Genomic DNA, 23801 nt, shown 5'->3' on the forward strand with positions numbered 1-23801 from the left:
TGTCTCCTAAGAATTACTATGTTTTGGGTGGTCAAATACTTTTAGGCGCTTCAACCACAACTTTAATGCTTGCCAGTAAATTAACAAACTCATCTTGTGGGGTTGAAAAGCATGACTAAAAGCAAACTTTCTCATACTTCTTTTAGTTAATGGTAATAAGGTTCCTGTGAAGGTAGCGTCAAAGTACTTTTTTCCCTCTGTCGTCAGTACTGACATATGCACCCTTAAGTGCTCTTTTCGCACGGTGAAGGTCCAGCGGTAAAGCATATCCATTTGAATAAAAGGTGAGACATGAAACTCTTTATTAAAGCTAAATTGATATACGCCTTGCTTACTCACCTGATTATCGGCATCGCAGTTAAAGACATAGCTGTGACGCTCTCCCCAAGGCGTATTAGTGATTTCACTCACTAAAAAGACCAGCTGCTCATTCTGGTCAAAACAGTAATAAAAACACACAGAGTTAAAGTTGTATCCGTAGTTCCTTAAATGCGACAGCATATAGATTTTGCCATCAAAATTCTCACCCGTGCGTTTTTTTATGGTCTCAATAAGGCGTAACTTGTTAAGGCTCGGGTTATCGCTTTCTACGGGCTGATTGTCACTGCCGATATGAAAATCGCCCGCTCTATATGACACGATATTTTTTTTACCGACTGACCACAGTTTGCTGCACTTGAATTGTTGCTCAACCTCATCGAGATCAAGCAAGGTCCAATCCATGTCATAATCAAACTGGTGTGGTTTTGGCTGATACCGACGATGCCTAACCCAACCTTTTACCAGACTATTTTTCAGCATAGCCATTGTCAGATAATAATTGCTGAGCAGCTTCTAATCCACTTCGGGCACCATCTTCATGAAAGCCCCATCCCCAATAAGCACCACAATAATAGGTAGACTTTTGACCTTGCAACTTGCTTCGCTCTTTTTGCGCTGAGATGGTTTCGATGGTGTAAATTGGATGATCATACTCTAGGTATTTCCATACTTTACTCTTATCAACCAGCTCGTTCATATTTAAACTCACCACCACTGGCTGCTTTGTGGGCAGTGATTGCAGCAGGTTCATACAATAACTGACCGTACATTGCTCTTTACTGGCTTCATTGCGTATAACATTCCAGCTGGCCCAAGCCGCCTTGCGCTTCGGAAGTAAAGCTTCATCCCAATGCAGACAGATATCATTCTTCTGATACTTTATCGCACCAAGAATTCGTTCTTCATCTGCTGTTGGTTTTTCGACTAAGGATAGTGCTTGATCACTGTGGCATGCGAAAATAACGTTGTCGAAGTGCTCTTCCTCACCTCCTGCCATTGTCAACGTTACGGTGTCTTCTGTGCGGACGACTTTTTGAATAGAGCTGTTTAAGCGGACGTCAAAGTTTGCTTTTTCAGTAATGGCTGAAAGATAGCGCTTTGAGCCACCCGTGATTGTTTTCCATACAGGTCTATCATTAATCTGCATCATATTATGATTTTGCATAAAGGCGACGAGATAGCGCGCTGGGAAGTCCATGATCAGATCAGCCTTTCCAGACCATAGCGCTGATGCCATTGGAATAATGTGTTCATCAATAAAGTATTCGCTGTAGCCGTTTTGCCTCAAGTAATCGCCAAGAGGAATCTCCGCTGCATTATCATCGAGTAATGCTCTGGCTTCCTTATAAAATCGCTGGATATCCCTAATCATTCGATAGAACTTTGGGTTCAGCAGGTTTTTACGCTGGCAAAACAGCTTATTCAGATTCGTTGCATTGTACTCTAGGCCGCTAAAGCGATTGGATACAGCGAAGCTCATATCGCTATCCTGATAATCAACCTGATACTTTTTCAATAACTGATAAAATCTAGGGTAGTTGTCGGGATTAAAAACAATAAACCCCGTATCCACATCAATGAGCTGACCGCCGACATCAATGGTTTGGGTATCAGCATGCCCACCAACTCTAGTGTCTTTCTCAAAAACAGTCACTTCACACGAATCACACAAATACTCTGCTGCTGAAATACCGGATATTCCAGAGCCAATAACCGCAACCTTCAAACTCTTTGCTCCTGTACCTTTGTCACTTCAGGCTTTCTCAAGTCCCAAATCAAGCCCAGCTTTTCCATGCCTAACAACAAGTAGTAACTGATATCCAGCTCCCACCACCGTAGCCCCTGTTTTACAGAGCCTGGAAATTTATGGTGATTATTGTGCCACCCCTCTCCAAGAGTCAGTAACGCCAATAATGGATTATTACGGCTGTCATCATCGGTTTCAAAACTTTGATAGCCCCAGCGATGAGCTAAAGAGTTAATAAGGAAGGTCACATGTGACAACACGATGGTTGAGACAAAGAATCCCCATATCAAAATTTGCCACTTCGTCGCGCCAAGCTCTGGGTGTACGTGCTCAATGTAAGTCCCTACCATTAAAATTAAGAAAGCATATAAGATAGGCGGCAGAATGTCGTAACGGTCAATCCATTTAAGCTCTTCATACTTAGCGAGATCTTTCACTCTGTCTTCGTTAGTCGGAAAGTTCTTTTTGGTTAAAAACCATAGCGTATGACTGCGCAAAAACCCGTGACGCGGTGAATGAGTATCTTCGTCGGTGTCAGCATGCTTATGATGGTGGCGATGGTGTGCAGCCCACCACAACGGGCCTCGTTGTGTCGCCGTGGCACCGATAAAGCCAAATATGGCCTGCACTACTCGGCTGGTTTTAAAGCTCTTGTGAGAAAAATAGCGATGATAAAAGGCTGTAATTGCAAACATCCTAATAAAATAACTGACCGCAAAAACTACAATCGCAATCCAGCTCACGCCGACTACAAAGACGAATAAGCAAGTGAGATGCAATAGAATATAAGGGATGACCCGCGGCCAATCGACCACATCTTCACCCAAACTGCCTACTGCTGTATTGTCAAACCACTGTTTCAATGGAATCTTCCTCGATAGATAATACCGCCAGATTAAGTCCTTTATCGTGAATATCCTGTGAACCTGCTATTCACAAATATTTGACGTGCTTAGCATTATTCTCTTATAACATCATAAAGCAGGTACTGACACAATGAAGCTTTTAAAACTGATTATTGCCTTAACCTTGAGTCTGGCCATTATTTGTTGTTCATCAGGAGGAGAGCGTATGTACAACGAACGTGTAGAAGATTTTTTAACGATCATTAAGACCATACCTTCTACCAGCTCACACCCTGATCCAGCACAGCATTTTGCAGTTGTTTTTGAAGATTTCCACCTGGATGCCAATGAAAGTAACATTCGTGAAGTGTATGCTGAAGAGTTTTACTTTAATGACACTTTCAAAACCTTCCGCAGCATCGACGAATTAATTCCTTATATGGAAGAAACGGTTGAAAATGTCAAAACCACAACGGTCGAAATACTTGACGTCAGCAAGAGTGACACCGATTACTACTTGCGCTGGAAAATGGTCATGGAATTTACCGCCAAAGGTCGCGAGATCCATTCAGTATCAATTGGCATGACGCAGCTACGTTTTAACGAACAAGGAAAAATCATCCTACATCAAGACTACTGGGATGGTGCTGAAGGTTTTTATCAACACTTACCCTACATTGGATACTTTGTTCGAAAAGTTCGGAGCAGTCTGTAATGAAAATGCTGATCGGTGCTCTAGCCTTAAGCCTGATGAGCGCCACAGCTCATACCAATCAATTACCTCAGACAATTTCACACAGCAAAGGTGAGTTTCAGCTGTGCGATAAAGAGCGCGTCTCAAAACTATGGTTTGATATTGTGGATGTCGGTATTTATTACCCTAGCTGCGATACCGTTCAGCACATTTTCGATAATCAAACCAAGTTATTACGTTTTGCTTACCTAAGAGAGGTAGAGGGCCAGCAGTTTACAAAGGGCGCCATCGAATACCTTGAACAAAACCTCAATCCACAAGAGTTAGAATACTGTAGCGAACACTTTTCACCGCTTAATCATGTCTACAAAGACGTTACTGAAGGGGATTACTACGATCTGTATTTATTCGAAGATGAAGGTTTGACATTGTATCTAAACGGTAAACATCTTCACGACATGCCAAGTAAGGAGTGTCACACTCCCTACCTTAACGTTTGGTTTGGTGAAGAAACCATGGATAGCCAATTTCATGATTTATCAAAGCGTCTTAAGCGTTAGCCAAGCAACTCTAACGCTCTTTTACGCGACTCTTTATAATTAATAATTGGCTCAGGATACCCTGTTTTTTCTCTTTGCTCGCTAGAGGGGTTATGAATCGATTTTTTATCCAGATCTTTTAATTCGGGAACTAACTTTCGAATAAAATCCCCATCTGGATCAAACCTCTCAGACTGGGATAAGGGACTCATGATTCTAAAATAGGGAGCGCCGTCAGCACCGGTTGAAGAACACCACTGCCAACCGCCATTATTTGAAGCAAAGTCACCATCTATTAGCGACTCCATGAAATACTTTTCTCCCCAACGCCAATCGACTAAGCATAGTTTATTAAGGAACATTGCGGCATTCATGCGCAGACGGTTATGCATCCAGCCAGTCTGATTAAGCTGCCTCATCGCCGCATCAATAATAGGAAAACCTGTTTTGCCTTCTTTCCACGCTTCAAAAGCCTCTTGGTTGTCCGCCCAGACCTCTGCAGCGTCAGGATTAAAAGGCTTATGCTTGGTCAGCTCAGGATTATCAATTAACACCTGCCGGTAAAATTCTCTCCACACAAGTTCTGAAAACCAAGTATCACCGTACAGCTTTTCTTCATCACCGTCGTAGTACTCCAATAACGCATGCATGCACTGCTTTGCTGATATCGCTCCGATGGCTAAATATGGTGACAAGCAACTGGTACCAGAGACTGAAGGAATATCTCGTGTCTTCTTATACGACTCGACCTTACTCAAAAACTTATCCAGCCTTTCGTAGGCAGCACTTTCTCCAGCAGGCCATAAGTCCTCCCGATACTCTGCCGGAAAGTCTTCTGTCGCTTGCTCTTTGATCGAGTATGACTGCTTTTCAGGTGGCTTTAGTGGCTCGAAAGGCGACTGTTTATGAACGTTAATCCAAGCTTTCTTATAAGGTGTAAAAACCTTGTAGGGATCACCCTGTTTATTTTTGACAAGATTTGGCTCTAAGGCAAGATCACCATCAAATCGATTGACCTCAACATTCATACCCTCAAGGACGCTTTTTAATGTCGCATCCCGCTCTAGTTCATTAATTGGATATTCATTGTTGAAGTAAACGGCACTAATACCATTATCATCGACAAAGGCTTTTATTGTCTCAATTTGATCATCAAAATAATCACAACACTGAATATGAAGCGGAATATTAAGTTCGTTAAGTGCCGCTCTCAGCTCCAGCAGAGAGTCATAAATCAGCCCCACTTTTGCTGACGATTCGTGATGTTGTTTTCGTTGCTTTTGCGCCTCGACAAAGATTGCAACCACCTCACCATCCAATGCAGCCTGATGCAATGCAGGATTATCGTTTACTCGCAAGTCTTGTCGAAACCAGATTAATGTTTTGCTCGCCATTAAATATAATTCCTTAGCCCTAACTCCACTGGATGTGGATTTAAATAAGCTTGCTGAGCGATATATTCATTGCCATACTGCTTGATGTAATGATTAATCAGAGTAATAGGAGCAATCAGAGTGACGATCCCTGTTCGATATTGCTCTATGACATGGATCAACTCCTGCTTTGCCGTTGGATTCAAATCTTCTTTTAGATAGCCCAGTATGTGGTACAAGACATTACTGTGGGACTTTGCATTAGCCAGTTTTTTCAAGGTGCTCATTAATGCCTGTTCGTATTTATTTATCAACAAGGTTAACGAGTTACCATCATTATTCGCGACTAACCGTCCTAACGTTTTATAGTCATCGTAACTGTGTGCCATCACTAAATACTTATATCGACTGTGAAATTTCACCAAAGCATCGACCGATGGAGCAGACCTTACACTCTTCTTAAAGTCCTCATATGCAAAAACACGCGTGATGAAGTTTTCACGTAACTTGGCATCCTGTAACCGTCCTTCTTCCTCAACCGGCAACTCCGGTCTCGCTTTCATTATTTCATTAATATAAATCCCACGATCTGACTTCCCCGCAGGGTTACCATTCTCGTGATACACCTTCACCCTCTCCATGCCACAACTTGGCGAGTTTCGGATAACAATATAACCACTAATCTGATCAATCTCCGACAGTTTTTCATGGGCAAAAGCCTTTAACTCATCGGTCATATCCTCCGAGTGGTCATCGACCTGAACAACTCGTATTTGATCCCCCTTCTCCATCAAGTGGATCGGTGGTCTTGGCGCAGGCATTCCTATCCCCATTTCAGGACAAATAGGCTGATACTCAAACCAATCACTCAAAGTGTTTAAGCAGTACTTCGACTGTTTATGGCCACCGTCGAACCGGACTTTATTTCCAAGTAAACAGGAGCTTATCGCTATCGGTATTTTTTTCATGTCCATATTTTATACCTTTTCCGTGAATATAATGTAAATCTAAACTCAAAATAAAAAAGGCTCCCAAAGGAGCCTTTCTCTACAACATCAACAGTAGAATTAGATATAAAGCACTTCTGCTACTTCATACTCCACTTTACCGCCTGGCGTTTGAATGTCTGCAATATCACCCTCTTCCTTGCCGATAAGGCCACGAGCGATAGGCGAGTTGATCGACAGTTTATTTTGCTTGATATCAGCTTCATCATCACCAACGATCTGGTAACGAACTTCTGTATCTTTACCATCTTCCAAGTTAATTAAAACCACTGTCGAGCCAAAAATGATCTTACCCGTATTACTGATTTTCGTGATATCAACAATCTGAGAGTTCGAGAGTTTCGCTTCAATTTCTTGAATTCTTCCCTCGATAAACCCTTGTTGCTCACGAGCAGCGTGATATTCGGCATTCTCTTTCAAGTCACCGTGCTCACGAGCTTCAGCAATAGCAGCGACCACTTTTGGACGCTGCACTTTTTTTAGATCATTCAACTCTTCCTGCAGCTGTTCTGCGCCAGCTGCAGTCATCGGAACTCTATTCATACCGCTTTTACCTGTTTATGTAATTCCTGAACAGAATTAATCGTGCTACGAGTATGCTCCTTCATAGCTGCACAAGACGCTACCGCCCCAGCTAATGTTGTCGTGTAGGGTACTTTATGCTGTAACGCGCTACGACGAATTAAGAAAGAGTCAGCTATAGCCTGCTTACCTTCTGTTGTATTAACGATATAGTCTACCTCACCATTCTTGATGTAGTCCACAATATGTGGGCGACCTTCAAACATCTTATTAATACGTTGACACGGAATTCCAGCTTCTCTAATGGCGCGTGCAGTACCGCTGGTTGCCATCAGTTCAAAACCTTGCTCAACAAGTTTTTTCGCGACATCAATCAAGCCCGCTCGGTCCGCTTCACGCACACTAATAATGGCACGTCCTGCTAATGGAACAGTCTGACCGCTGGCACCACCCAGTTTCGCTTTGTAGAAAGCGTCACCGAATGTTTTACCAACACCCATCGCCTCACCCGTCGATTTCATTTCAGGGCCAAGAATTGGGTCAGAACCTGGGAACTTGTTGAATGGGAATACCGGCTCTTTTACTGAGAAGTAAGTTGGGATCACTTCCTGAGTATAGCCAATTTCTTTCAACGTTTTACCCGCCATCACTGATGCAGCAATTTTAGCGAGCGGTGTTCCAGTCGCTTTTGACACGAATGGTACGGTACGTGACGCTCTCGGGTTCACCTCAAGGATAAAAATCTTATCCCCTTGAATCGCAAACTGAGTATTCATCAAGCCACGGACTTGAAGCTCTTTCGCCATCTTCAACATCTGATGACGCATTTCATCCTGAACTTCTTTACTCAGACTGAAAGGTGGAATCGAACATGCTGAGTCACCGGAGTGAACACCTGCTTGCTCAATGTGCTCCATAACACCGCCGATTAAGATCTGCTCGCCATCAAAAATTGCGTCGACATCAACCTCAATCGCATCATCTAAGAAGCGGTCAAGAAGCACTGGCGACTCGTTCGAAACACTAACCGCATCATTCATATAACGACGAAGTTCTTCTTCGTTATAAACGATTTCCATGGCACGACCACCCAATACATACGATGGACGAACCACTAGCGGGTAACCAATTTCTTCTGCTAATCGAACGCCTTCTTCCAAGTTACGAGCTGTACGGTTAGGTGGCTGCAACAAGCCAAGACGATCAATCGCACGCTGGAAGCGCTCACGGTCTTCAGCACGGTCAATGGCGTCTGGCGATGTACCGATAATGGGTACGCCCGCAGCTTCTAATTCGCGCGCGAGCTTAAGTGGCGTTTGACCACCATAATGAACAATAACGCCTTTTGGTTTTTCAACATCTACCACCGCTAACACATCTTCTAGCGTTAGTGGCTCGAAGTATAAACGATCAGAGGTATCGTAATCGGTTGATACCGTTTCAGGATTACAGTTGATCATGATGGTTTCATAACCGTCATCACGCATCGCAAAGGCAGCGTGTACACAGCAGTAATCAAACTCAATACCCTGACCAATACGGTTAGGGCCGCCACCTAAAATCATGATCTTTTCACGATCGGAAGGTTCAGCTTCACACTCTTCTTCATACGTTGAGTACATATAAGCCGTACTCGTCGCAAACTCTGCCGCACACGTATCGACGCGCTTATAAACAGGCATTACGCCTAACTTTTTGCGCAGTTTACGAATTTCTTTTTCACGACAAGCGAAGATATCCGCCAAGCGTTCATCGGAGAAGCCTTTGCGTTTCACTTGACGTAACAGTTGCTCATCAAGATCCGACAATGACTTACCTTCAAGCATTTGCTCAATCTTAATGATTTCTTCAATCTGCACCAAGAACCAACGATCAATGCCCGTTAAGTCAAAGACATCATCAATTGTCCAACCTTTGCGGAATGCATCACCGATGTACCAAATACGATCAGTACCTGGGACACGTAAGTTTTGACGAAGCACATCAACCCATTCTTCATTGTCCACTTCAAGCTTTGGTTCGAAACCAGCCGAGCCAACTTCCAAGCCACGTAATGCTTTTTGCATCGACTCCTGGAACGTACGGCCAATCGCCATCACTTCACCAACAGACTTCATCTGAGTGGTCAAGGTTGCGTCTGTATTCGGGAATTTTTCAAAATTGAAGCGAGGAATCTTTGTCACGACATAGTCGATGCTTGGTTCGAACGATGCTGGAGTTTTACCGCCAGTAATTTCGTTTTGAAGCTCGTCAAGGGTGTAACCTACAGCCAGTTTCGCTGCGACCTTAGCAATTGGGAAGCCTGTGGCTTTCGAGGCAAGCGCTGATGAACGCGATACACGCGGGTTCATCTCAATAATGGTCATACGGCCATTATCTGGATTAATCGCAAACTGGACGTTTGAACCACCCGTTTCAACACCAATCTCGCGCAATACGGCCAACGACGCGTCACGCATACGCTGATATTCTTTATCCGTTAACGTCTGTGCTGGCGCTACAGTAATGGAGTCACCGGTGTGCACGCCCATAGGGTCAAAGTTTTCAATCGAGCAGATAATGATACAGTTATCGTTCTTATCACGAACCACTTCCATCTCATACTCTTTCCAGCCGATCAACGATTCATCAATCAACAACTCATTAGTTGGCGATAAATCTAAACCGCGGTAACAAAGCTCTTCAAACTCTTCTTTGTTATAGGCGATACCACCACCCGTACCGCCCATGGTGAACGACGGACGGATAATACATGGGAAGCCCACTTCTTTTTGCACTTTCCATGCATCTTCAAGGCTTCGCGCGATATCTTGGCGCGGTTGATCCAAACCAATCTTAGCCATCGATTTAGCGAATAACTCTCGGTCTTCCGCTTTATCAATCGCTTCACGGTTTGCGCCAATCATTTCGACGCCATGAATTTCTAGTACGCCACGAGAAGCTAAGTCTAACGCACAGTTTAATGCTGTTTGACCACCCATCGTCGGAAGGATCGCATCTGGCTTTTCTTTCTCGATAATTTTAGAAACAACTTCCCACTCGATTGGCTCGATATAAGTCGCGTCGGCCATATTCGGGTCAGTCATGATGGTCGCTGGGTTCGAGTTAACCAAAATAACTCGATAACCCTCTTCTCTTAGCGCTTTACAGGCTTGAGCACCTGAATAATCGAACTCACAAGCCTGACCAATAATGATTGGGCCAGCGCCTAAAATTAAGATGCTTTTTATATCAGTACGTTTTGGCATATTCTGTTTTCTCTCCTAGGCTTTTGCTTGTTCCATTAACTCAATGAAATGATCGAACAATGGCGATGCATCGTTTGGGCCTGGGCTTGCTTCAGGGTGACCCTGGAAGCTGAAAGCTGGCTTATCGGTACGATGGATGCCTTGTAGAGAATCGTCAAACAAAGAACGATGCGTTGCTTTAAGAGTATCTGGCAACGACTTTTCGTCAACCGCAAAACCGTGGTTTTGGCTTGTGATCATGACGCGGTCATTGTCCAGTATCTTCACAGGATGGTTAGCACCATGATGACCGAACTTCATTTTGATACTTTTCGCGCCACTCGCTAGTGCTAATAACTGATGCCCTAGACAAATACCAAAAACTGGGACATCGGTTTCTAAAATATCTTGAATCGCCTTAATCGCATAATCACATGGCTCTGGGTCACCCGGGCCATTAGATAAGAAAACCCCGTCAGGGTTCATGGCTAAAACGTCTTTAGCTGGCGTCTGTGCTGGCACAACGGTTAAGTCACAACCGCGATCGGCGAGCATCCGTAGGATATTTTTCTTCACACCATAATCGTAAGCAACGACTTTGAACTTCGGATTTTCAAGCTCACCGTAACCATCGACGAGATCCCAGCTGGTTTGCTTCCACGTGTATTGCTCTTTCGCGCAAACCTCTTTCGCAAGGTCCATCCCTTTCAGACCAGGGAAACTTTTGGCAAGCTCTAGAGCTTTCGCTTCATCAATGTCGCCTGCGATAATACACCCACTCTGAGCACCTTTATCTCTCAATATTCGAGTTAGGCGGCGTGTATCGATATCAGCAATCGCGACTTTCTTTGTGCGTTTTAAATAATCACTTAACGACTCTTCGCTACGCCAGTTGCTATGAAGCAATGGCAAATCACGAATAATCAAACCTTCAGCCCATACTTGATCAGACTCAACATCTTCGCTGTTGATTCCAGTATTACCAATATGAGGATAAGTTAGCGTAACGATTTGTTTAGCGTATGAAGGGTCAGTTAATATCTCTTGATAACCAGTCATGGCCGTGTTGAAAACCACCTCTCCGACAGCTTGTCCATCAAAACCAATTGATGAACCATGGAACACGCTACCGTCTTCGAGAACTAAAATGGCGGGTTGCAGACTTGAAAGTAGCTGCTGAGACTCTTGTGTTGGCAAAGAAACCTCCGTTTTTTAGGCGCAAAAAAATCGGATTCATTCAGGGCTTAATAGCTTAAAAACCCCATTGACTCCGCACATTTTTTACAAGAAAGACAAAAATTCGGCAAATTCCGTGTATTGTAAGGGATCACTCTTTTTATGTCTACGAGAGTTCCTTAACAATCGACAAATTAAGCCTTCTAACTGCCTTAAACCAACGAAGCGTTATTGATTGTCTCGGTCACAAGGTTTAGGTTAGGGGGTGACTTAAAGGTAAATTGAAAGCCATCGAAAGTGAAATACCGTAAGTCCCGAATTACAGACATGAAAAAGGGCGGTAATCCCGCCCATTTTCGAGTGGCCTCATGCCTCTTTCAAGTGCTCCCTGCTACTTCCTTGTTTCACCAACTCCCTCGGCTAATATTCCTTGTGTGCATCCCTTGCACAAACACCACTCTACTCTTTTCTAGGACAAGAACAATATAGGCCACCCGGTATACCTATTTGACTTAAATCTAAAAACCCTGCAAAAACAATGCACTAATCTTAACAGTAAGTATAAAAATACCGATCTCGCGTGCGATTTCTCGACTAGGATTACATCTTCTTACGATATTTCTTACAAATAGAATGGACGATCTCTCAAGCCTAATGCAAGGCAGCATCACGCTGTTTTATCATCACTCCAGACCCAACACTTGCTGCATCGTATATAAGCCAGCGGGCTGAGCTTTTAGCCACTTAGCTGCAACCACCGCACCGCTAGCGAAACATTGACGCGACTGAGCTTCATGCCTTAGGGTCACCATCTCACCGTTCAAGGCAAACACCACGTCATGAGTACCAATAATATCGCCTGCTCGCATCACCGAAAATCCAACCTCCCCATCCTGCCGAGGCGAGTCGCCGTGACGTGCCCACTGTGCAATATCTTTAAGCGCTTGTCCTTTCTCTTGCGCTACTGCTTCACCAAGCGCCAGCGCCGTCCCCGACGGAGCATCTTTTTTATGCTTATGATGCGCTTCAAAGACTTCAATGTCGGCCTTATCACCCATCAGCTTCGTCGCTTGCTTGACTAAGCCTATCAAGCTATTTACGCCAACCGAATAATTCGCCGCCAACACAATCGGGATCTGTTTTGCCGCTTGTTCAATCCGTTCCAACTGAGAATCTGAATAGCCGGTGGTTCCAATGACTACTGGCGTTTTGCTAGTGACGGCTTGCTCTAGACTCTGTATCGAGTAATCCGGCAGACTAAAGTCGATTAAAACCGCGTCGTTACTCAACAGTCTCGCCAAGTCATCGCTAATCAGTATATTGTGAGGTTCTGAGCCGATTAGGTAGGCGATATCACTGCCCACCATTGGATGACCCGCTCGTGCCACAGCCCCCGTCAAAGTTACTTCCTTATCCGAAACCGTAGCTTGCAGTAACTCTTTCCCCATACGCCCAGTGGCGGCATTAATAATAATGTGTGTTTTAGCCATGTGTATTCGTCTTTTTTAAATTTCTATAGTGCGCCCTGCTCTTGCAGTAGCGCATAAATTCGTTCAGCCAGTTTTTGATAGCCAGCACTATTAAGGTGAATGGAATCCGACTTGAGGGATCTTGTCTTCAAAAGTTTTGACATGATTTCACCGTCATAGACCACATTATATTCTTCAGCCAGCTGATCATAAAAGTCCGCAGAATCCGAAAACAAATTCTTTTCCGGGATACCCAGCATTACAACCTCAGCACCGGACAACCGAATCATTTGAATCATTTGCGCTAGATTGGACTTTGCTTGGGCATGGCTCATGTTTCGCAAGATATCATTGCCACCTTCCATCAAAATCACTAAGTCTGGCTCATGGGTTCCCAAGACTATCGGCAACCGAGTTACCCCCTCTACCGTTGTCTCGCCAGAAACACCTTCATTGATGACCCGTAATCCTGACAACTCGGCGAGTACCTGAGGATAAGCACTGTCCCGCGAAGCACCGACACCATCAGTCAGGCTATCGCCAAAAGCTAGAATCACCCCATCACTCGGCAGCGGGGTTAGTTTCGCTTCATCACCACAAGCCACGAGTAATAACGCCAATCCAGCATAAAGTGCTACTTTTAGTTGTACCAATAACCTTTTCATCTATTGCCTTTTGCAGGGTATCTTTGTGCTTATGAGCATAAATCTTTTTTCCGCTAAATACAAAAAAGCCCGCGGCAAGGCGGGCTTCATAAAAATCACTCTGGGTTAACCTGTCATGGTATCCCAAAACTTCTTCACCCCATCAAACCAAGAGCTTTGTTTCGGGCTATTTTTACCATCAGAGTCATCGACAGTCTGCTGGAACTCTTCCAACAGCTCTTTCTGTTTTTTGCTCAGCTTTACGGGCGTTTCAACAATAACACGGCACAGTAAATCTCCGACCATACTACTGCGAACACCTTTAACACCTTTACCTTTCATCCGGAACAGACGACCGGTTTGCGTTTCCGCAGGAATGGTTAGCGACACTTTGCCATCCAAAGTCGGTACGTCTAACTTTCCGCCCAGAGCCGCAGTGACAAAGCTCAATGGCATTTCACAGTAAAGGTTCACACCATCACGCTTGAAAATCGAATGCTCTTTAACGTAAACCTGCACATACAGATCACCCGTTACCGCTCCAGGGCCTCCGGCTTCACCTTCACCGGTCAATCGGACGCGCATGCCATCATCGATGCCTGCCGGAATGGTGACTTTCAATTCTTTCGTTTTATGCACACGACCTTGGCCATGGCAATCATCACAAGGATCTTTAATCATTTGCCCCGTGCCTTGGCAGTCAGGACATGTCTGCTGAACCGAGAAGAACCCTTGGCTCATGCGTACAGCACCTTGACCAGCACAAGTACTACAGGTTGTCGTGCCCGAACCAGGCTTAGCACCATCACCATCGCACGTATCGCAGTTAACGTAGGTCGGAACTTTAATTTCTTTCTCGACGCCTTTAACCGCTTCTTCTAGGCTAATCTCTAGGTTGTACTGAAGGTCGTTACCACGAGCTTGGCGTCTACCGCCTCCACCACGACGGCCTCCGCCGCCGCCACCAAAGATGTCACCAAAAATATCACCAAATATGTCATTAAAGTCGCCGCCGCCACCAAAGCCGCCAGCGCCTCCGCCACCCATATTGGCATCCACACCAGCATGACCGTACTGATCATACATTTGACGTTTTTGTGGATCGCTCAAGACTTCATAAGCTTCTTTAGCTTCTTTAAAGCGCTGTTCAGCTGCTTCATCACCTGGGTTGCGATCTGGATGATTTTTCATTGCCAAGCGTCGATAAGCCTTTTTTAACTCAGGCTTTTCAGCGCCTTTCGACACACCCAATACTTCGTAATAATCGCGTTTCGACATAATTAGCTACTTTTTCTTAAACCTTTTTTAACCGCAAACGCAGGAATCAAATCCTGCGTTTACCTTTTCTTCTACCACTGAATAAATCTAGAAGTGGTTATTCCATCTAAGGCAGGAAATTTTTGTTCTGACGAGGCGTAACGCATATCGAGGAACGGAGTGCACTATTGTGTGCATGAGTACCGCAGTATGCGTTACAACAAAGTCAGAGCGAAAATTTATGACTTAGACTTATCGTCCTTTACCTCTTCAAACTCAGCGTCAACCACATCGTCGCCAGAATTTTTAGAGTCACTAGACGCTTGCTCGCCGCCTGGCTGTTGACCAGCTTCCGCTTGCTGCTGTGCGTTAGCATACATACGCTCAGCCATCTTCGCAGACGCTTGGCTCAAGGCTTCAGTCTTAGCTTTAATATCGTCTAAGTCGTCACCTTTAATCGCTTCTTCAAGCTCGTTAGCCGCCACTTCAATCGCTTCTTTCTCACCGTCTTCGAAGGTGATGCTATCGTCGTCTAGCGACTTACGTGAAGCGTGAACTAGGCCATCCGCTTGGTTACGAGCTTCAACCAGCTCTTGGAACTTCTTATCTTCTTCAGCGTGAGCCTCAGCATCTTTAATCATTTGATCGATTTCATCATCGCTCAAACCTGAAGAGGCTTTAATCTGAATCGATTGCTCTTTGCCCGTCGCTTTATCTTTCGCCGAAACGTGCATGATACCGTTAGCATCGATGTCAAACGTTACTTCAATTTGAGGCGTACCGCGTGGTGCTGGTGGAATATCCGCTAAGTCGAAACGACCCAGTGATTTATTCTGCGCAGCCATCTTACGCTCACCCTGAAGTACGTGAACCGTTACTGCAGTCTGATTATCTTCAGCTGTTGAGAAGGTTTGCGATGCCTTAGTTGGAATCGTGGTATTTTTGTCAATCAGCGGAGTCATCACCTGACCCATCGTTTCGATACCAAGCGTTAATGGCGTTACGTCCAATAGAAGAACGTCTTTGACGTCACCGCCTAATACCGCACCTTGAATCGCCGCACCGACTGCTACCGCTTCATCAGGGTTAACGTCTTTACGTGCATCTTTGCCGAAGAAGCCAGACACTGCTTCTTGTACCTTAGGCATACGTGTTTGACCACCAACCAAGATGACATCATCAATCTCAGACGTAGAAACACCTGCGTCTTTTAGTGCTTGCTTCACTGGCTCAAGCGTACGCTCAACCAAGTCTTCAACCAATGCTTCTAATTTAGCACGAGTTAGCTTGATGTTAAGGTGCTTAGGACCTGTAGAGTCAGCAGTAATGTACGGCAAGTTGACTTCTGTCTGGCTGCTTGAAGACAATTCGATCTTCGCTTTCTCACCAGCTTCTTTCAAACGTTGCATTGCTAATGCGTCGCCTTTAAGGTCGATACCTGACTCTTTCTTAAACTCAGATGCCAAGTATTCGATAACGCGCATATCGAAATCTTCACCACCAAGGAATGTATCACCGTTAGTAGAAAGTACTTCGAAGGTGTGCTCACCATCGACTTCTGCGATTTCGATGATAGAGATATCGAAGGTACCACCACCAAGGTCATAAACCGCAATCGTGCGATCGCCACGCTCTTTGTCCATACCGTAGGCTAATGCTGCCGCTGTTGGCTCGTTAATAATACGCTTTACATCAAGACCAGCGATACGACCAGCATCTTTAGTCGCCTGACGCTGAGAATCGTTGAAGTATGCAGGAACCGTAATCACGGCTTCTTTAACTTCTTCACCAAGGAAGTCTTCTGCTGTTTTCTTCATCTTTTTTAAGATCTCAGCAGACACCTGTGGCGGCGCCATTTTCTTGTCGTTAACTTGTACCCAAGCGTCACCATTGTCCGCTTCGATAATTTTGTACGGAACCATACCGGCATCTTTTTGCACGACTTTGTCTTTGAACTTGCGTCCAATCAAACGCTTAATCGCGTACAAAGTGTTTTCAGGGTTAGTTACCGCCTGACGCTTCGCAGACTGACCGACCAAAGTTTCACCGTCTTCGGTGTAAGCGATGATTGATGGGGTTGTGCGTGCGCCTTCCGCGTTTTCAATAACGCGAGCTTTGTCACCGTCTAAAACGGCAACACATGAATTTGTTGTACCTAAATCAATTCCAATAATTTTGGCCATGTTATCACTCCAAAAGGGTCTTTAAATCTTGCTTGTAGCTTATGTGGGGGCTGGGTTTAGGAGATCAACCCCTTAAACTTACTTTTTTTAAGGTTACTTATTGCTCTTATCAATTGAGCAGTGATAACCCACTTAGCCTGCAATATTGGTTTAAGTGACAGTATTTCAAGGGCGCAGCAGTAAATATCTCAGAAATAAAAAAAGCCGACCCGAGGGCCGGCTAGAGTCACTTTACTTTTTTGGGGGTTATGTCTTCACTGTAGGGGGATACAGAGAAGTGATTTTCTCAAACAGATCTCAACAGCTGGTAACTACTGCATTGCACGGCAAGATTGGTTCGCCTTGCTTTTAATCTGCTGAATCTTAGCCATATCACCAGATTTCTTAGCGTCTACCAGAGCTTGATAGTCCGTCTGTTCAACGACACACTGGCATCGTTCCTGCTGCTTGCTTTGAACTTCTTCAGGGAGTTGCTTCGGTTGACGCTCACAGGCCTGAAGATCTTGCTGCTTCATAACTTTAGCTTCGTTGGCTACTGCGCTTCCTGCAAAAGCAAATGTTAGTAAGGCCGTTAAAGTGAATAGTGTCTTTTTCATAATCATCACCTTTGTTTCATATCATCTAATTTAGTGGGAGAACGTTATTAATCTGATACTTTAACGTTTAATTACTTGGCACAAGCTTCTTTAGCTGCTTGATCGATTTTCTGGATCTTAGCTAAATCACCTTTTTTCTTAGCTTCTGACAGTGCCTCATAATCCGTGTTTTCGATTTTGCACTCACACGGTTTCTGCGACTTTTCACCATTATCACCATGTTTTTGAGCTGCTTTTGCTTGGCAAGCGCGTTGATCTATCTTTTTCAATACATCGGCATCACCGGCATAAGCTGCTCCAGCTGATAAACCAAAAATCATACCTAAAACTATCGTTAACTTTTTCATGAGTTTTACCTTTTGTTGCAAATGGACTTGTGTTTTAACACGCTTGATTAAGATAAAAACACGACCTATTTCACACTCAGTTTTTTGTAAAATAGGGTTTAACAATTCGACGATTTTTTGTGACAGAATAGCCTCTTAAAGCGGTTAGCACTTTGCACTTAGGAAGTGACACCTTCGACACTACTATAAGTTATAAGTTATTGACAAATAAAATCTTTCATCCTTTTATACTGCGTTAAATGCGGGGTTTGTCACGTTTTAAAAAGGAACTTTTAAGAAGGGGAACCTATCAATTTTCGTTAGGTCTTACAGAGATTTTTTAGAGTTAAATCTAGACAAGAAAAAACCCTTTACTCGTTTTCAAACTCGCATGAAAGCGTAAAGGGTTTGTTAATACTGTGGCTTACTCGAATTAAAACTCAGCGTTATGATACACGTTTTGTACATCGTCCTGATCGTTTGCCATGTCCATAAACTTTTCGAACATTTCTAGATCTTCACCGCTGATTTGAGTCATCACTTTCGGTACAAATTGGATTTCATCTACTTCAAACTCAATATTTTCGAAATGCTCTTGTAGGGCATTTTTTGCTTTAAAGTATTCGGTCTGTGGTGCAAACACGGTAATTTTTCCATCATCATGCTCAATGTCCGTCACGTCAACATCAGCCATCATCAAAGCTTCCAGAGCACCTTCTTCGTCATCGCTGGCGAATACAAAGATGGCGCTGTGATCGAACATGTGCATCACGCTGCCTTCGGTGCCGATTTTCGATTTGGTCTTAACAAAGCATTGACGCACTTCCCCGAATGTACGGTTTGGGTTATCCGTTAGACAATCGACAATCACCATAACGTTTCCAGGCCCATACCCTTCGTAACGTGCCACCGCAAAATCTTCACCTGCACCGCCTTCCGCTTTATCAATCGCTTTTTGAATAACATGCGCAGGCACTTGATCGCGCTTCGCACGCTCCATCAAGCTTCTTAATGCTAAGTTACTCTCTGGCTCTGAACCACCCTGCTTCGCAGTAACGTAAATTTCACGACTGTACTTACTGTAAACCTTGGCATTTTGATCCGATGTTTTCGCCATCGACTCTTTACGGTTTTGAAAGGCACGACCCATTATATTTCTCTTCGTATTTAATAATTAGGTGAAATGTTATTACCCTTTTCGCTTTTCTACAAGGATATCTTGATTGAGCTTATAGGGCAGAACTCTAAATTATGCTGAAACCATATTGTCTATAGAAAAAATACAATAAAATGAATGGCTTGAGTACGCGGCAAATACCAGTTTGAACACGGAGCTTACCTAGCTGGTAAATGAGTATTTCAAACTGGTGTTTAACACAGCAATCGAATTATTCAGCTATTTTATTGTGCGACGACCACTCTAGCCGGACGAATCACGCGTCCATTCAATGAATAGCCTTTTTGGAACACATCAATAATCGTATTCTTCTCATGATCTGGGCTTGGCACCATCGTCATGGCTTCGTGCAACTGAGGATCGAACACTTCTTCAACAGGATTTAACTGTTCTACGCCAAACTTTTGCAAAGTCGATAATGCCATTTTTAGCGTTAACTCCATGCCTTCCTTCATTGCTTTAGACTCTTCGTGCTCAGCTTGTGCTTGCAGTCCTTGCTCAAGACTATCAACTACCGCTAACAATTCTTCCGCAAATTTTTCAATGGCATATTTGCGTGCATTGGTCACTTCGTTCTCTGAACGGCGACGAATATTTTCAGCCTCCGCTTTCGTTCGAAGCGCCAAATCCATATTTTCTGCCGCTTTCGCTTCAGCTTCTTCAAGCGCGTTCTCTAATTCCACAATTTTGCGCTCATCATCACTTAAGTTAGCTAAGTTGTCTTCTTCCGCAGACTCAACCGCCTCTTCTAAAGCTTCATCCACGACTTTCTGCACCTGCTCTTCAGCAGCTTTTTTATCCGCTTCGCTTAGCTCGTCGTGATTTTCTACGCTATTATTTTCAACGTCTTGATTTTGCTTGTCTTTCTCAGACATACCATCTCTCCAAACTGTTTTACGCTAACCAGCGGCATGACTTTGCCATTGGTTGAATATTCTGTGTTTCTCAATATGAGGTTTCATCGTCATTATTCAAGGCTGCAGATATCAATTTTGCAGTGATATCGACCATCGGAATCACTCGGTTGTAATCCATACGGGTCGGCCCGACGACTGCCAGTACACCAACCGCTTCACCATCAATACTGTAGGGGGCACCAACGACGCTACATTGTGATAACACATCATAGCCGGACTCTTCACCAATAAAGAGTTGCACGCCATCCGCGCTTAAACATTTATCCAGCAAGGTTAGCATCTGTGTTTTTTCGGCGAACGCGTTAAATACGGATTGTAAGTCCGAAATATCGCCCGAATTTGCCCAGTTCAGAAGCTGTGATTTACCGGTGACTTGAACTTCATCGTCTTCGCCACCGCTAAAGCCTTTTTCAGCGACTTCCATCATCGATGACATCATTTGATCCATCTTTGCTCGATCATCTTTTAATTCGTTCAACAACTCACGGCGCACCGTGTCGAGCTCTTTTCCTGCAAAGTGATGATTCACATAGTTCGACGCCTGCTGAAGTTCGTCACGAGACACTGGGTTATCCAATTGAATCACACGGTTTTGCACTTCGCCGTCACTTAGAACCAACACCACCAACACTTTATTCTGTGACAAAGATACAAACTCAACCTGCTTCACCCGCGTCACATCACGGCGCGGTACTCGGATCAGCCCCGCCATCTGCGTCACCTGGGACAGCATATTAGAAACACTCGACAGCATTTCGCCAGTTTCCGAAACTTTGCCTAAATGCTTTTGTAATTGCTTGAGGTAAATATCTTCAACATCCGATACCGTGAGTAGCTGATCAACGAACAAACGGACGCCTTGAGAGGTTGGGATTCGACCAGCTGACGTGTATGGCGCGGTTAGTAAGCCCATACTTTCAAGATCTTGCATCACGTTACGCACGGTCGCAGTACTGACGCTTAGTTGCGAATTTTCGAGCAAGGTTTTTGACCCCACAGGCTGACCACTGGAAATATAGGTTTCCACCAGTGTTTTCATTAATATCTGTGCGCGCTGGTCAAATTTGCTCATTAAGCCGTCTCATCTTCCTATTTGTTGTTGATATAACTTTTTGGTTCTGTAGGGTAAAACCCTTGCCTATTGGCTGTATATATTCTTAAATGTGGGTCAATAATGCAATTACAAGGGACAAAGGGCAAACGTGGCTCCTGCTTTGAGTTTTAAAACCATTGGCATCATGGGCAAACCGAAACATAAAGAAGTCGGTGAAACCATCATGTCGTTATACCAGCATTTACTCGACAATGACTATCACGTTTTGGTCGAGGACTCTGTTGCGGTAGGAATTGAGGTTGCTCAAGCGCACCAAGCCGAGTGGCAGACTATTGGCGAACAAGCCAACTTAGTGATTGTTGTCGGTGGTGATGGCTCGATGCTTTACTCTGCCCGTTTGATGGCCAGTTACAATATTCCTTTGCTCGGCGTCAACCGTGGTTATTTAGGTTTTTTAACGGATATCCAGCCACAACAAGTCACCGAAAAAGTCACTGAAGTGTTGAATGGCGAATATACCCAAGAACGTCGCTTCTTACTCGAAGCCGATATCGCAGGCGATACCAATAAAGAACGCTACAGCGATGCCTTGAACGATATCGTGCTTTATCCAGGTGAAATTTCGCGCATGATTGAATTCGAAGTCTATATTAACGACTCTTTCGTCTACAGCTTGCGCGGTGATGGTCTGATTATTTCGACGCCAACAGGCTCAACCGCTTATTCTTTATCAGCTGGTGGCCCGATTATGTCGCCGTCGATCAATGCTATTTCGCTGGTTCCGATGTTCCCACACACGCTCTCAAGCCGCCCAATTTCAATTGACGCAGACAGCAAAGTTGATATCGTATTCAGCCAGGCGAACGAGAACGAAGCACGGTTAAGTTGTGATGGGCAAGTACGTTTCCCCGTTGCACCGGGTGAAAAAATCTGCATCCGCAAACGCAAAGAAGACTTGTGGCTATTGCACCCGAAAGATTATGACTATTTCCGCCTGCTTCGCACTAAGCTCGGCTGGGGCTCAAAATTATAATTCACTCACTAATAACAAACACAGATAGCTAACGCATGCTCTCAAGTATTCATATCAAAGACTTTGCCATCATCGAACAGCTTGATTTGGATTTGCAATCAGGCATGACCGTGGTCACCGGTGAAACCGGCGCGGGTAAATCCATCATGGTGGATGCCTTATCCTTTGCGCTCGGAGCACGAGCAGACAGCGCCGTGGTTCGTAACGGCGCCAAACGGGCTGAAATTAGTGCGGTGTTTGATATTAAAAAGCTTAAGCCAGTACAAGCTTGGCTCGATGAGCAAATGTTAGATGATGAAGATGACTGTATTCTTCGACGTGTGATTAACCACGATGGTCGTTCGCGAGCTTTTATTAATGGTCAGCCTGTTAATTTGACGCAGTTAAGTGAACTTGGCGACTTTTTAGTGGATATTCATGGTCAACATGAACATCAGTCGTTGTTTAAACCACAGACTCATTTGCAACTTCTCGACCGTTTCGCTGATTTATCAGCCGACACTCAAGAGTTACGCACTCTTTCTAAACAAATAAGTAGCATTTCAACTAAATTAGCTTCTTTTAAAGAGTCGTTGAAAGACAAAAACGATCGTCGTGATTTACTGACTTTTCAGCTCGAAGAGCTTGAGAAAGCACCGATTGATCGGGCTAAAGACATCGAAAATGATCACAAGCGTGCAGCTAATGCCAGTAAATTGCTTGAGCAGGGGCAGCAAAGTCTGATGGCACTCAATGAAGATGATGAAAATATCGTCAGTCAACTTGGCCGAATTATTCACATCATCAGCGATATGCAGCAGATGGATCGAGGGGTTACAAGTACCCATGATTTGTTACAGTCGGCGCTGGTCGAAATTGAAGAAGCCAGTCACGAGCTGCGAGACTATATTGAGCACCTCGATATTGACCCGGCGGAGTTCCAGCAACTCGATCAAGAGCTAACCTTGCTGCATGATCTCGCTCGTAAGCATCAAGTGACCATGATTGATCTGCCTGAAACCAAGCAAGCCATCGAGCAAGAACTCGAACAGCTGTCCGGCGACGAGCAAACCTTTGATGACTTAGAAAAAGAGTTAAGTCATCAGCAAGACAGTTACAGTAAAATCGCGACAAAAATCTCTAAAGCACGCGCAAAATCGGCGAAAGAGCTCGAAAAACAGGTTGTAAAGCTGATGAAAGACTTAGGCCTTGGCAACGGTGTGTTTGAAGTAGCATTAAACCCTACCGATAAAGAATCCTACAAGTCTCAAGGTTTAGAAACCGCCGAGTTTATGGTCAGTACTAACCCAGGCCAGCAACCACAGCCGCTGCGTAAAGTCGCTTCTGGTGGTGAATTATCCCGTATCAGCTTGGCACTACAAGTGATTAACGCCCAAACCATCCAGCTACCAACATTAATCTTTGATGAAGTTGACGTCGGTATCGGCGGTGGCACAGCCGAAATCGTCGGTAAGCTTCTGGCAGACTTAGGTAAAAAAGCGCAAATCCTCTGCGTCACCCACCAAGCGCAAGTCGCCGCACAAGGGCATCAACACCTAATGGTAGCCAAGTCGCAACACAAGAAAAGCACTCAAACCGAGCTTCAACAACTTGATACTGATCAGCGCATCGAAGAACTCGCGCGCATGATCGGTGGTGTAGAGATCACTGAAACTATAAGAAATCACGCAAAAGAATTATTAAATTAATAACGA

Annotated in this window: 21 protein-coding genes; 4 read left to right on the forward strand and 17 right to left on the reverse strand. The window is 44.4% G+C overall.

Annotation, left to right across the window (positions count from 1 at the left end; genetic code table 11):
• Nucleotides 1–6: 6 nt before the first annotated feature.
• The 3 genes from ABD943_RS05095 to ABD943_RS05105 are packed head-to-tail and all read right to left on the reverse strand — an operon-like array spanning nucleotide 7 to nucleotide 2931.
• Nucleotides 7–801 carry a DUF1365 domain-containing protein gene (locus tag ABD943_RS05095; RefSeq protein WP_345292097.1) on the reverse strand — a complete coding sequence of 265 codons (795 nt, stop codon included), beginning with the start codon at nucleotides 799–801 and terminating at the stop codon, nucleotides 7–9.
• Nucleotides 788–2047: an NAD(P)/FAD-dependent oxidoreductase gene (locus ABD943_RS05100; protein ID WP_345292098.1), complete on the reverse strand. Its 1260-nt coding sequence runs from the start codon at nucleotides 2045–2047 to the stop codon at nucleotides 788–790. The genes ABD943_RS05095 and ABD943_RS05100 overlap by 14 nt, the downstream gene beginning before the upstream one ends.
• Nucleotides 2044–2931, reverse strand: a complete 888-nt coding sequence (locus tag ABD943_RS05105) for an acyl-CoA desaturase (protein ID WP_345292099.1) — start codon at nucleotides 2929–2931, stop codon at nucleotides 2044–2046. Before ABD943_RS05105 ends, ABD943_RS05100 begins: the two co-directional genes overlap by 4 nt.
• 133 nt (nucleotides 2932–3064) lie before the next feature.
• Here ABD943_RS05105 and ABD943_RS05110 point away from each other — a divergent pair, with 133 nt between their 5' ends.
• Nucleotides 3065–3628, forward strand: a complete 564-nt coding sequence (locus ABD943_RS05110; protein ID WP_345292100.1) for a nuclear transport factor 2 family protein — start codon at nucleotides 3065–3067, stop codon at nucleotides 3626–3628.
• Complete coding sequence (locus ABD943_RS05115) at nucleotides 3628–4167, forward strand: chalcone isomerase family protein (protein ID WP_345292101.1); 540 nt, start codon at nucleotides 3628–3630, stop codon at nucleotides 4165–4167. Before ABD943_RS05110 ends, ABD943_RS05115 begins: the two co-directional genes overlap by 1 nt.
• Here the strand turns inward: ABD943_RS05115 and ABD943_RS05120 are convergent.
• From ABD943_RS05120 to hrcA, 14 genes are all read right to left on the reverse strand, one after another.
• On the reverse strand, nucleotides 4164–5540 hold the full coding sequence (locus ABD943_RS05120) for a cryptochrome/photolyase family protein (protein WP_345292102.1): 1377 nt from the start codon (nucleotides 5538–5540) through the stop codon (nucleotides 4164–4166). The genes ABD943_RS05115 and ABD943_RS05120 overlap by 4 nt on opposite strands.
• Nucleotides 5540–6493 carry a YbgA family protein gene (locus ABD943_RS05125; RefSeq protein WP_345292103.1) on the reverse strand — a complete coding sequence of 318 codons (954 nt, stop codon included), beginning with the start codon at nucleotides 6491–6493 and terminating at the stop codon, nucleotides 5540–5542. Before ABD943_RS05125 ends, ABD943_RS05120 begins: the two co-directional genes overlap by 1 nt.
• A gap of 93 nt (nucleotides 6494–6586) precedes the next feature.
• Nucleotides 6587–7069: a transcription elongation factor GreA gene (greA, locus tag ABD943_RS05130; protein WP_345292104.1), complete on the reverse strand. Its 483-nt coding sequence runs from the start codon at nucleotides 7067–7069 to the stop codon at nucleotides 6587–6589.
• Complete coding sequence (gene carB / locus ABD943_RS05135; RefSeq protein WP_345292105.1) at nucleotides 7066–10296, reverse strand: carbamoyl-phosphate synthase large subunit; 3231 nt, start codon at nucleotides 10294–10296, stop codon at nucleotides 7066–7068. The genes greA and carB overlap by 4 nt, the downstream gene beginning before the upstream one ends.
• Before the next feature lie 15 nt (nucleotides 10297–10311).
• Nucleotides 10312–11472, reverse strand: coding sequence for a glutamine-hydrolyzing carbamoyl-phosphate synthase small subunit (gene carA, locus ABD943_RS05140; RefSeq protein ID WP_345292106.1), 1161 nt, complete (start codon nucleotides 11470–11472; stop codon nucleotides 10312–10314).
• Between the two features lie 662 nt (nucleotides 11473–12134).
• Nucleotides 12135–12941, reverse strand: coding sequence for a 4-hydroxy-tetrahydrodipicolinate reductase (gene dapB / locus ABD943_RS05145; protein ID WP_345292107.1), 807 nt, complete (start codon nucleotides 12939–12941; stop codon nucleotides 12135–12137).
• Between the two features lie 23 nt (nucleotides 12942–12964).
• Nucleotides 12965–13585 carry an arylesterase gene (locus tag ABD943_RS05150; RefSeq protein WP_345292108.1) on the reverse strand — a complete coding sequence of 207 codons (621 nt, stop codon included), beginning with the start codon at nucleotides 13583–13585 and terminating at the stop codon, nucleotides 12965–12967.
• A 105-nt stretch (nucleotides 13586–13690) separates the two neighbouring features.
• Nucleotides 13691–14842, reverse strand: a complete 1152-nt coding sequence (gene dnaJ, locus ABD943_RS05155) for a molecular chaperone DnaJ (protein WP_345292109.1) — start codon at nucleotides 14840–14842, stop codon at nucleotides 13691–13693.
• 218 nt (nucleotides 14843–15060) lie between these two features.
• Nucleotides 15061–17004 carry a molecular chaperone DnaK gene (gene dnaK / locus ABD943_RS05160; RefSeq protein WP_345292110.1) on the reverse strand — a complete coding sequence of 648 codons (1944 nt, stop codon included), beginning with the start codon at nucleotides 17002–17004 and terminating at the stop codon, nucleotides 15061–15063.
• A gap of 311 nt (nucleotides 17005–17315) precedes the next feature.
• Nucleotides 17316–17600 carry a hypothetical protein gene (locus tag ABD943_RS05165; protein ID WP_345292111.1) on the reverse strand — a complete coding sequence of 95 codons (285 nt, stop codon included), beginning with the start codon at nucleotides 17598–17600 and terminating at the stop codon, nucleotides 17316–17318.
• 71 nt (nucleotides 17601–17671) lie between these two features.
• On the reverse strand, nucleotides 17672–17947 hold the full coding sequence (locus ABD943_RS05170) for a hypothetical protein (RefSeq protein WP_345292112.1): 276 nt from the start codon (nucleotides 17945–17947) through the stop codon (nucleotides 17672–17674).
• A 412-nt stretch (nucleotides 17948–18359) separates the two neighbouring features.
• Nucleotides 18360–19076 carry a YebC/PmpR family DNA-binding transcriptional regulator gene (locus ABD943_RS05175; RefSeq protein WP_345292113.1) on the reverse strand — a complete coding sequence of 239 codons (717 nt, stop codon included), beginning with the start codon at nucleotides 19074–19076 and terminating at the stop codon, nucleotides 18360–18362.
• Nucleotides 19077–19327: 251 nt separating this feature from the next.
• Entirely contained in the window at nucleotides 19328–19978 is a 651-nt protein-coding gene (grpE, locus tag ABD943_RS05180) for a nucleotide exchange factor GrpE (protein WP_345292114.1), read from the reverse strand.
• Between the two features lie 70 nt (nucleotides 19979–20048).
• Nucleotides 20049–21092, reverse strand: a complete 1044-nt coding sequence (gene hrcA / locus ABD943_RS05185) for a heat-inducible transcriptional repressor HrcA (protein ID WP_345292115.1) — start codon at nucleotides 21090–21092, stop codon at nucleotides 20049–20051.
• A 130-nt stretch (nucleotides 21093–21222) separates the two neighbouring features.
• Here hrcA and nadK point away from each other — a divergent pair, with 130 nt between their 5' ends.
• Together nadK and recN are read left to right on the forward strand one after the other, a co-directional pair.
• Nucleotides 21223–22107, forward strand: coding sequence for an NAD(+) kinase (gene nadK / locus ABD943_RS05190; RefSeq protein WP_345292116.1), 885 nt, complete (start codon nucleotides 21223–21225; stop codon nucleotides 22105–22107).
• Nucleotides 22108–22142: 35 nt separating this feature from the next.
• Nucleotides 22143–23795, forward strand: coding sequence for a DNA repair protein RecN (gene recN, locus ABD943_RS05195; protein ID WP_345292117.1), 1653 nt, complete (start codon nucleotides 22143–22145; stop codon nucleotides 23793–23795).
• Nucleotides 23796–23801 lie beyond the last annotated feature (6 nt).

The organism is Kangiella marina (genome assembly GCF_039541235.1).
GTDB classification, from domain to species: Bacteria; Pseudomonadota; Gammaproteobacteria; order Enterobacterales; family Kangiellaceae; genus Kangiella; species Kangiella marina.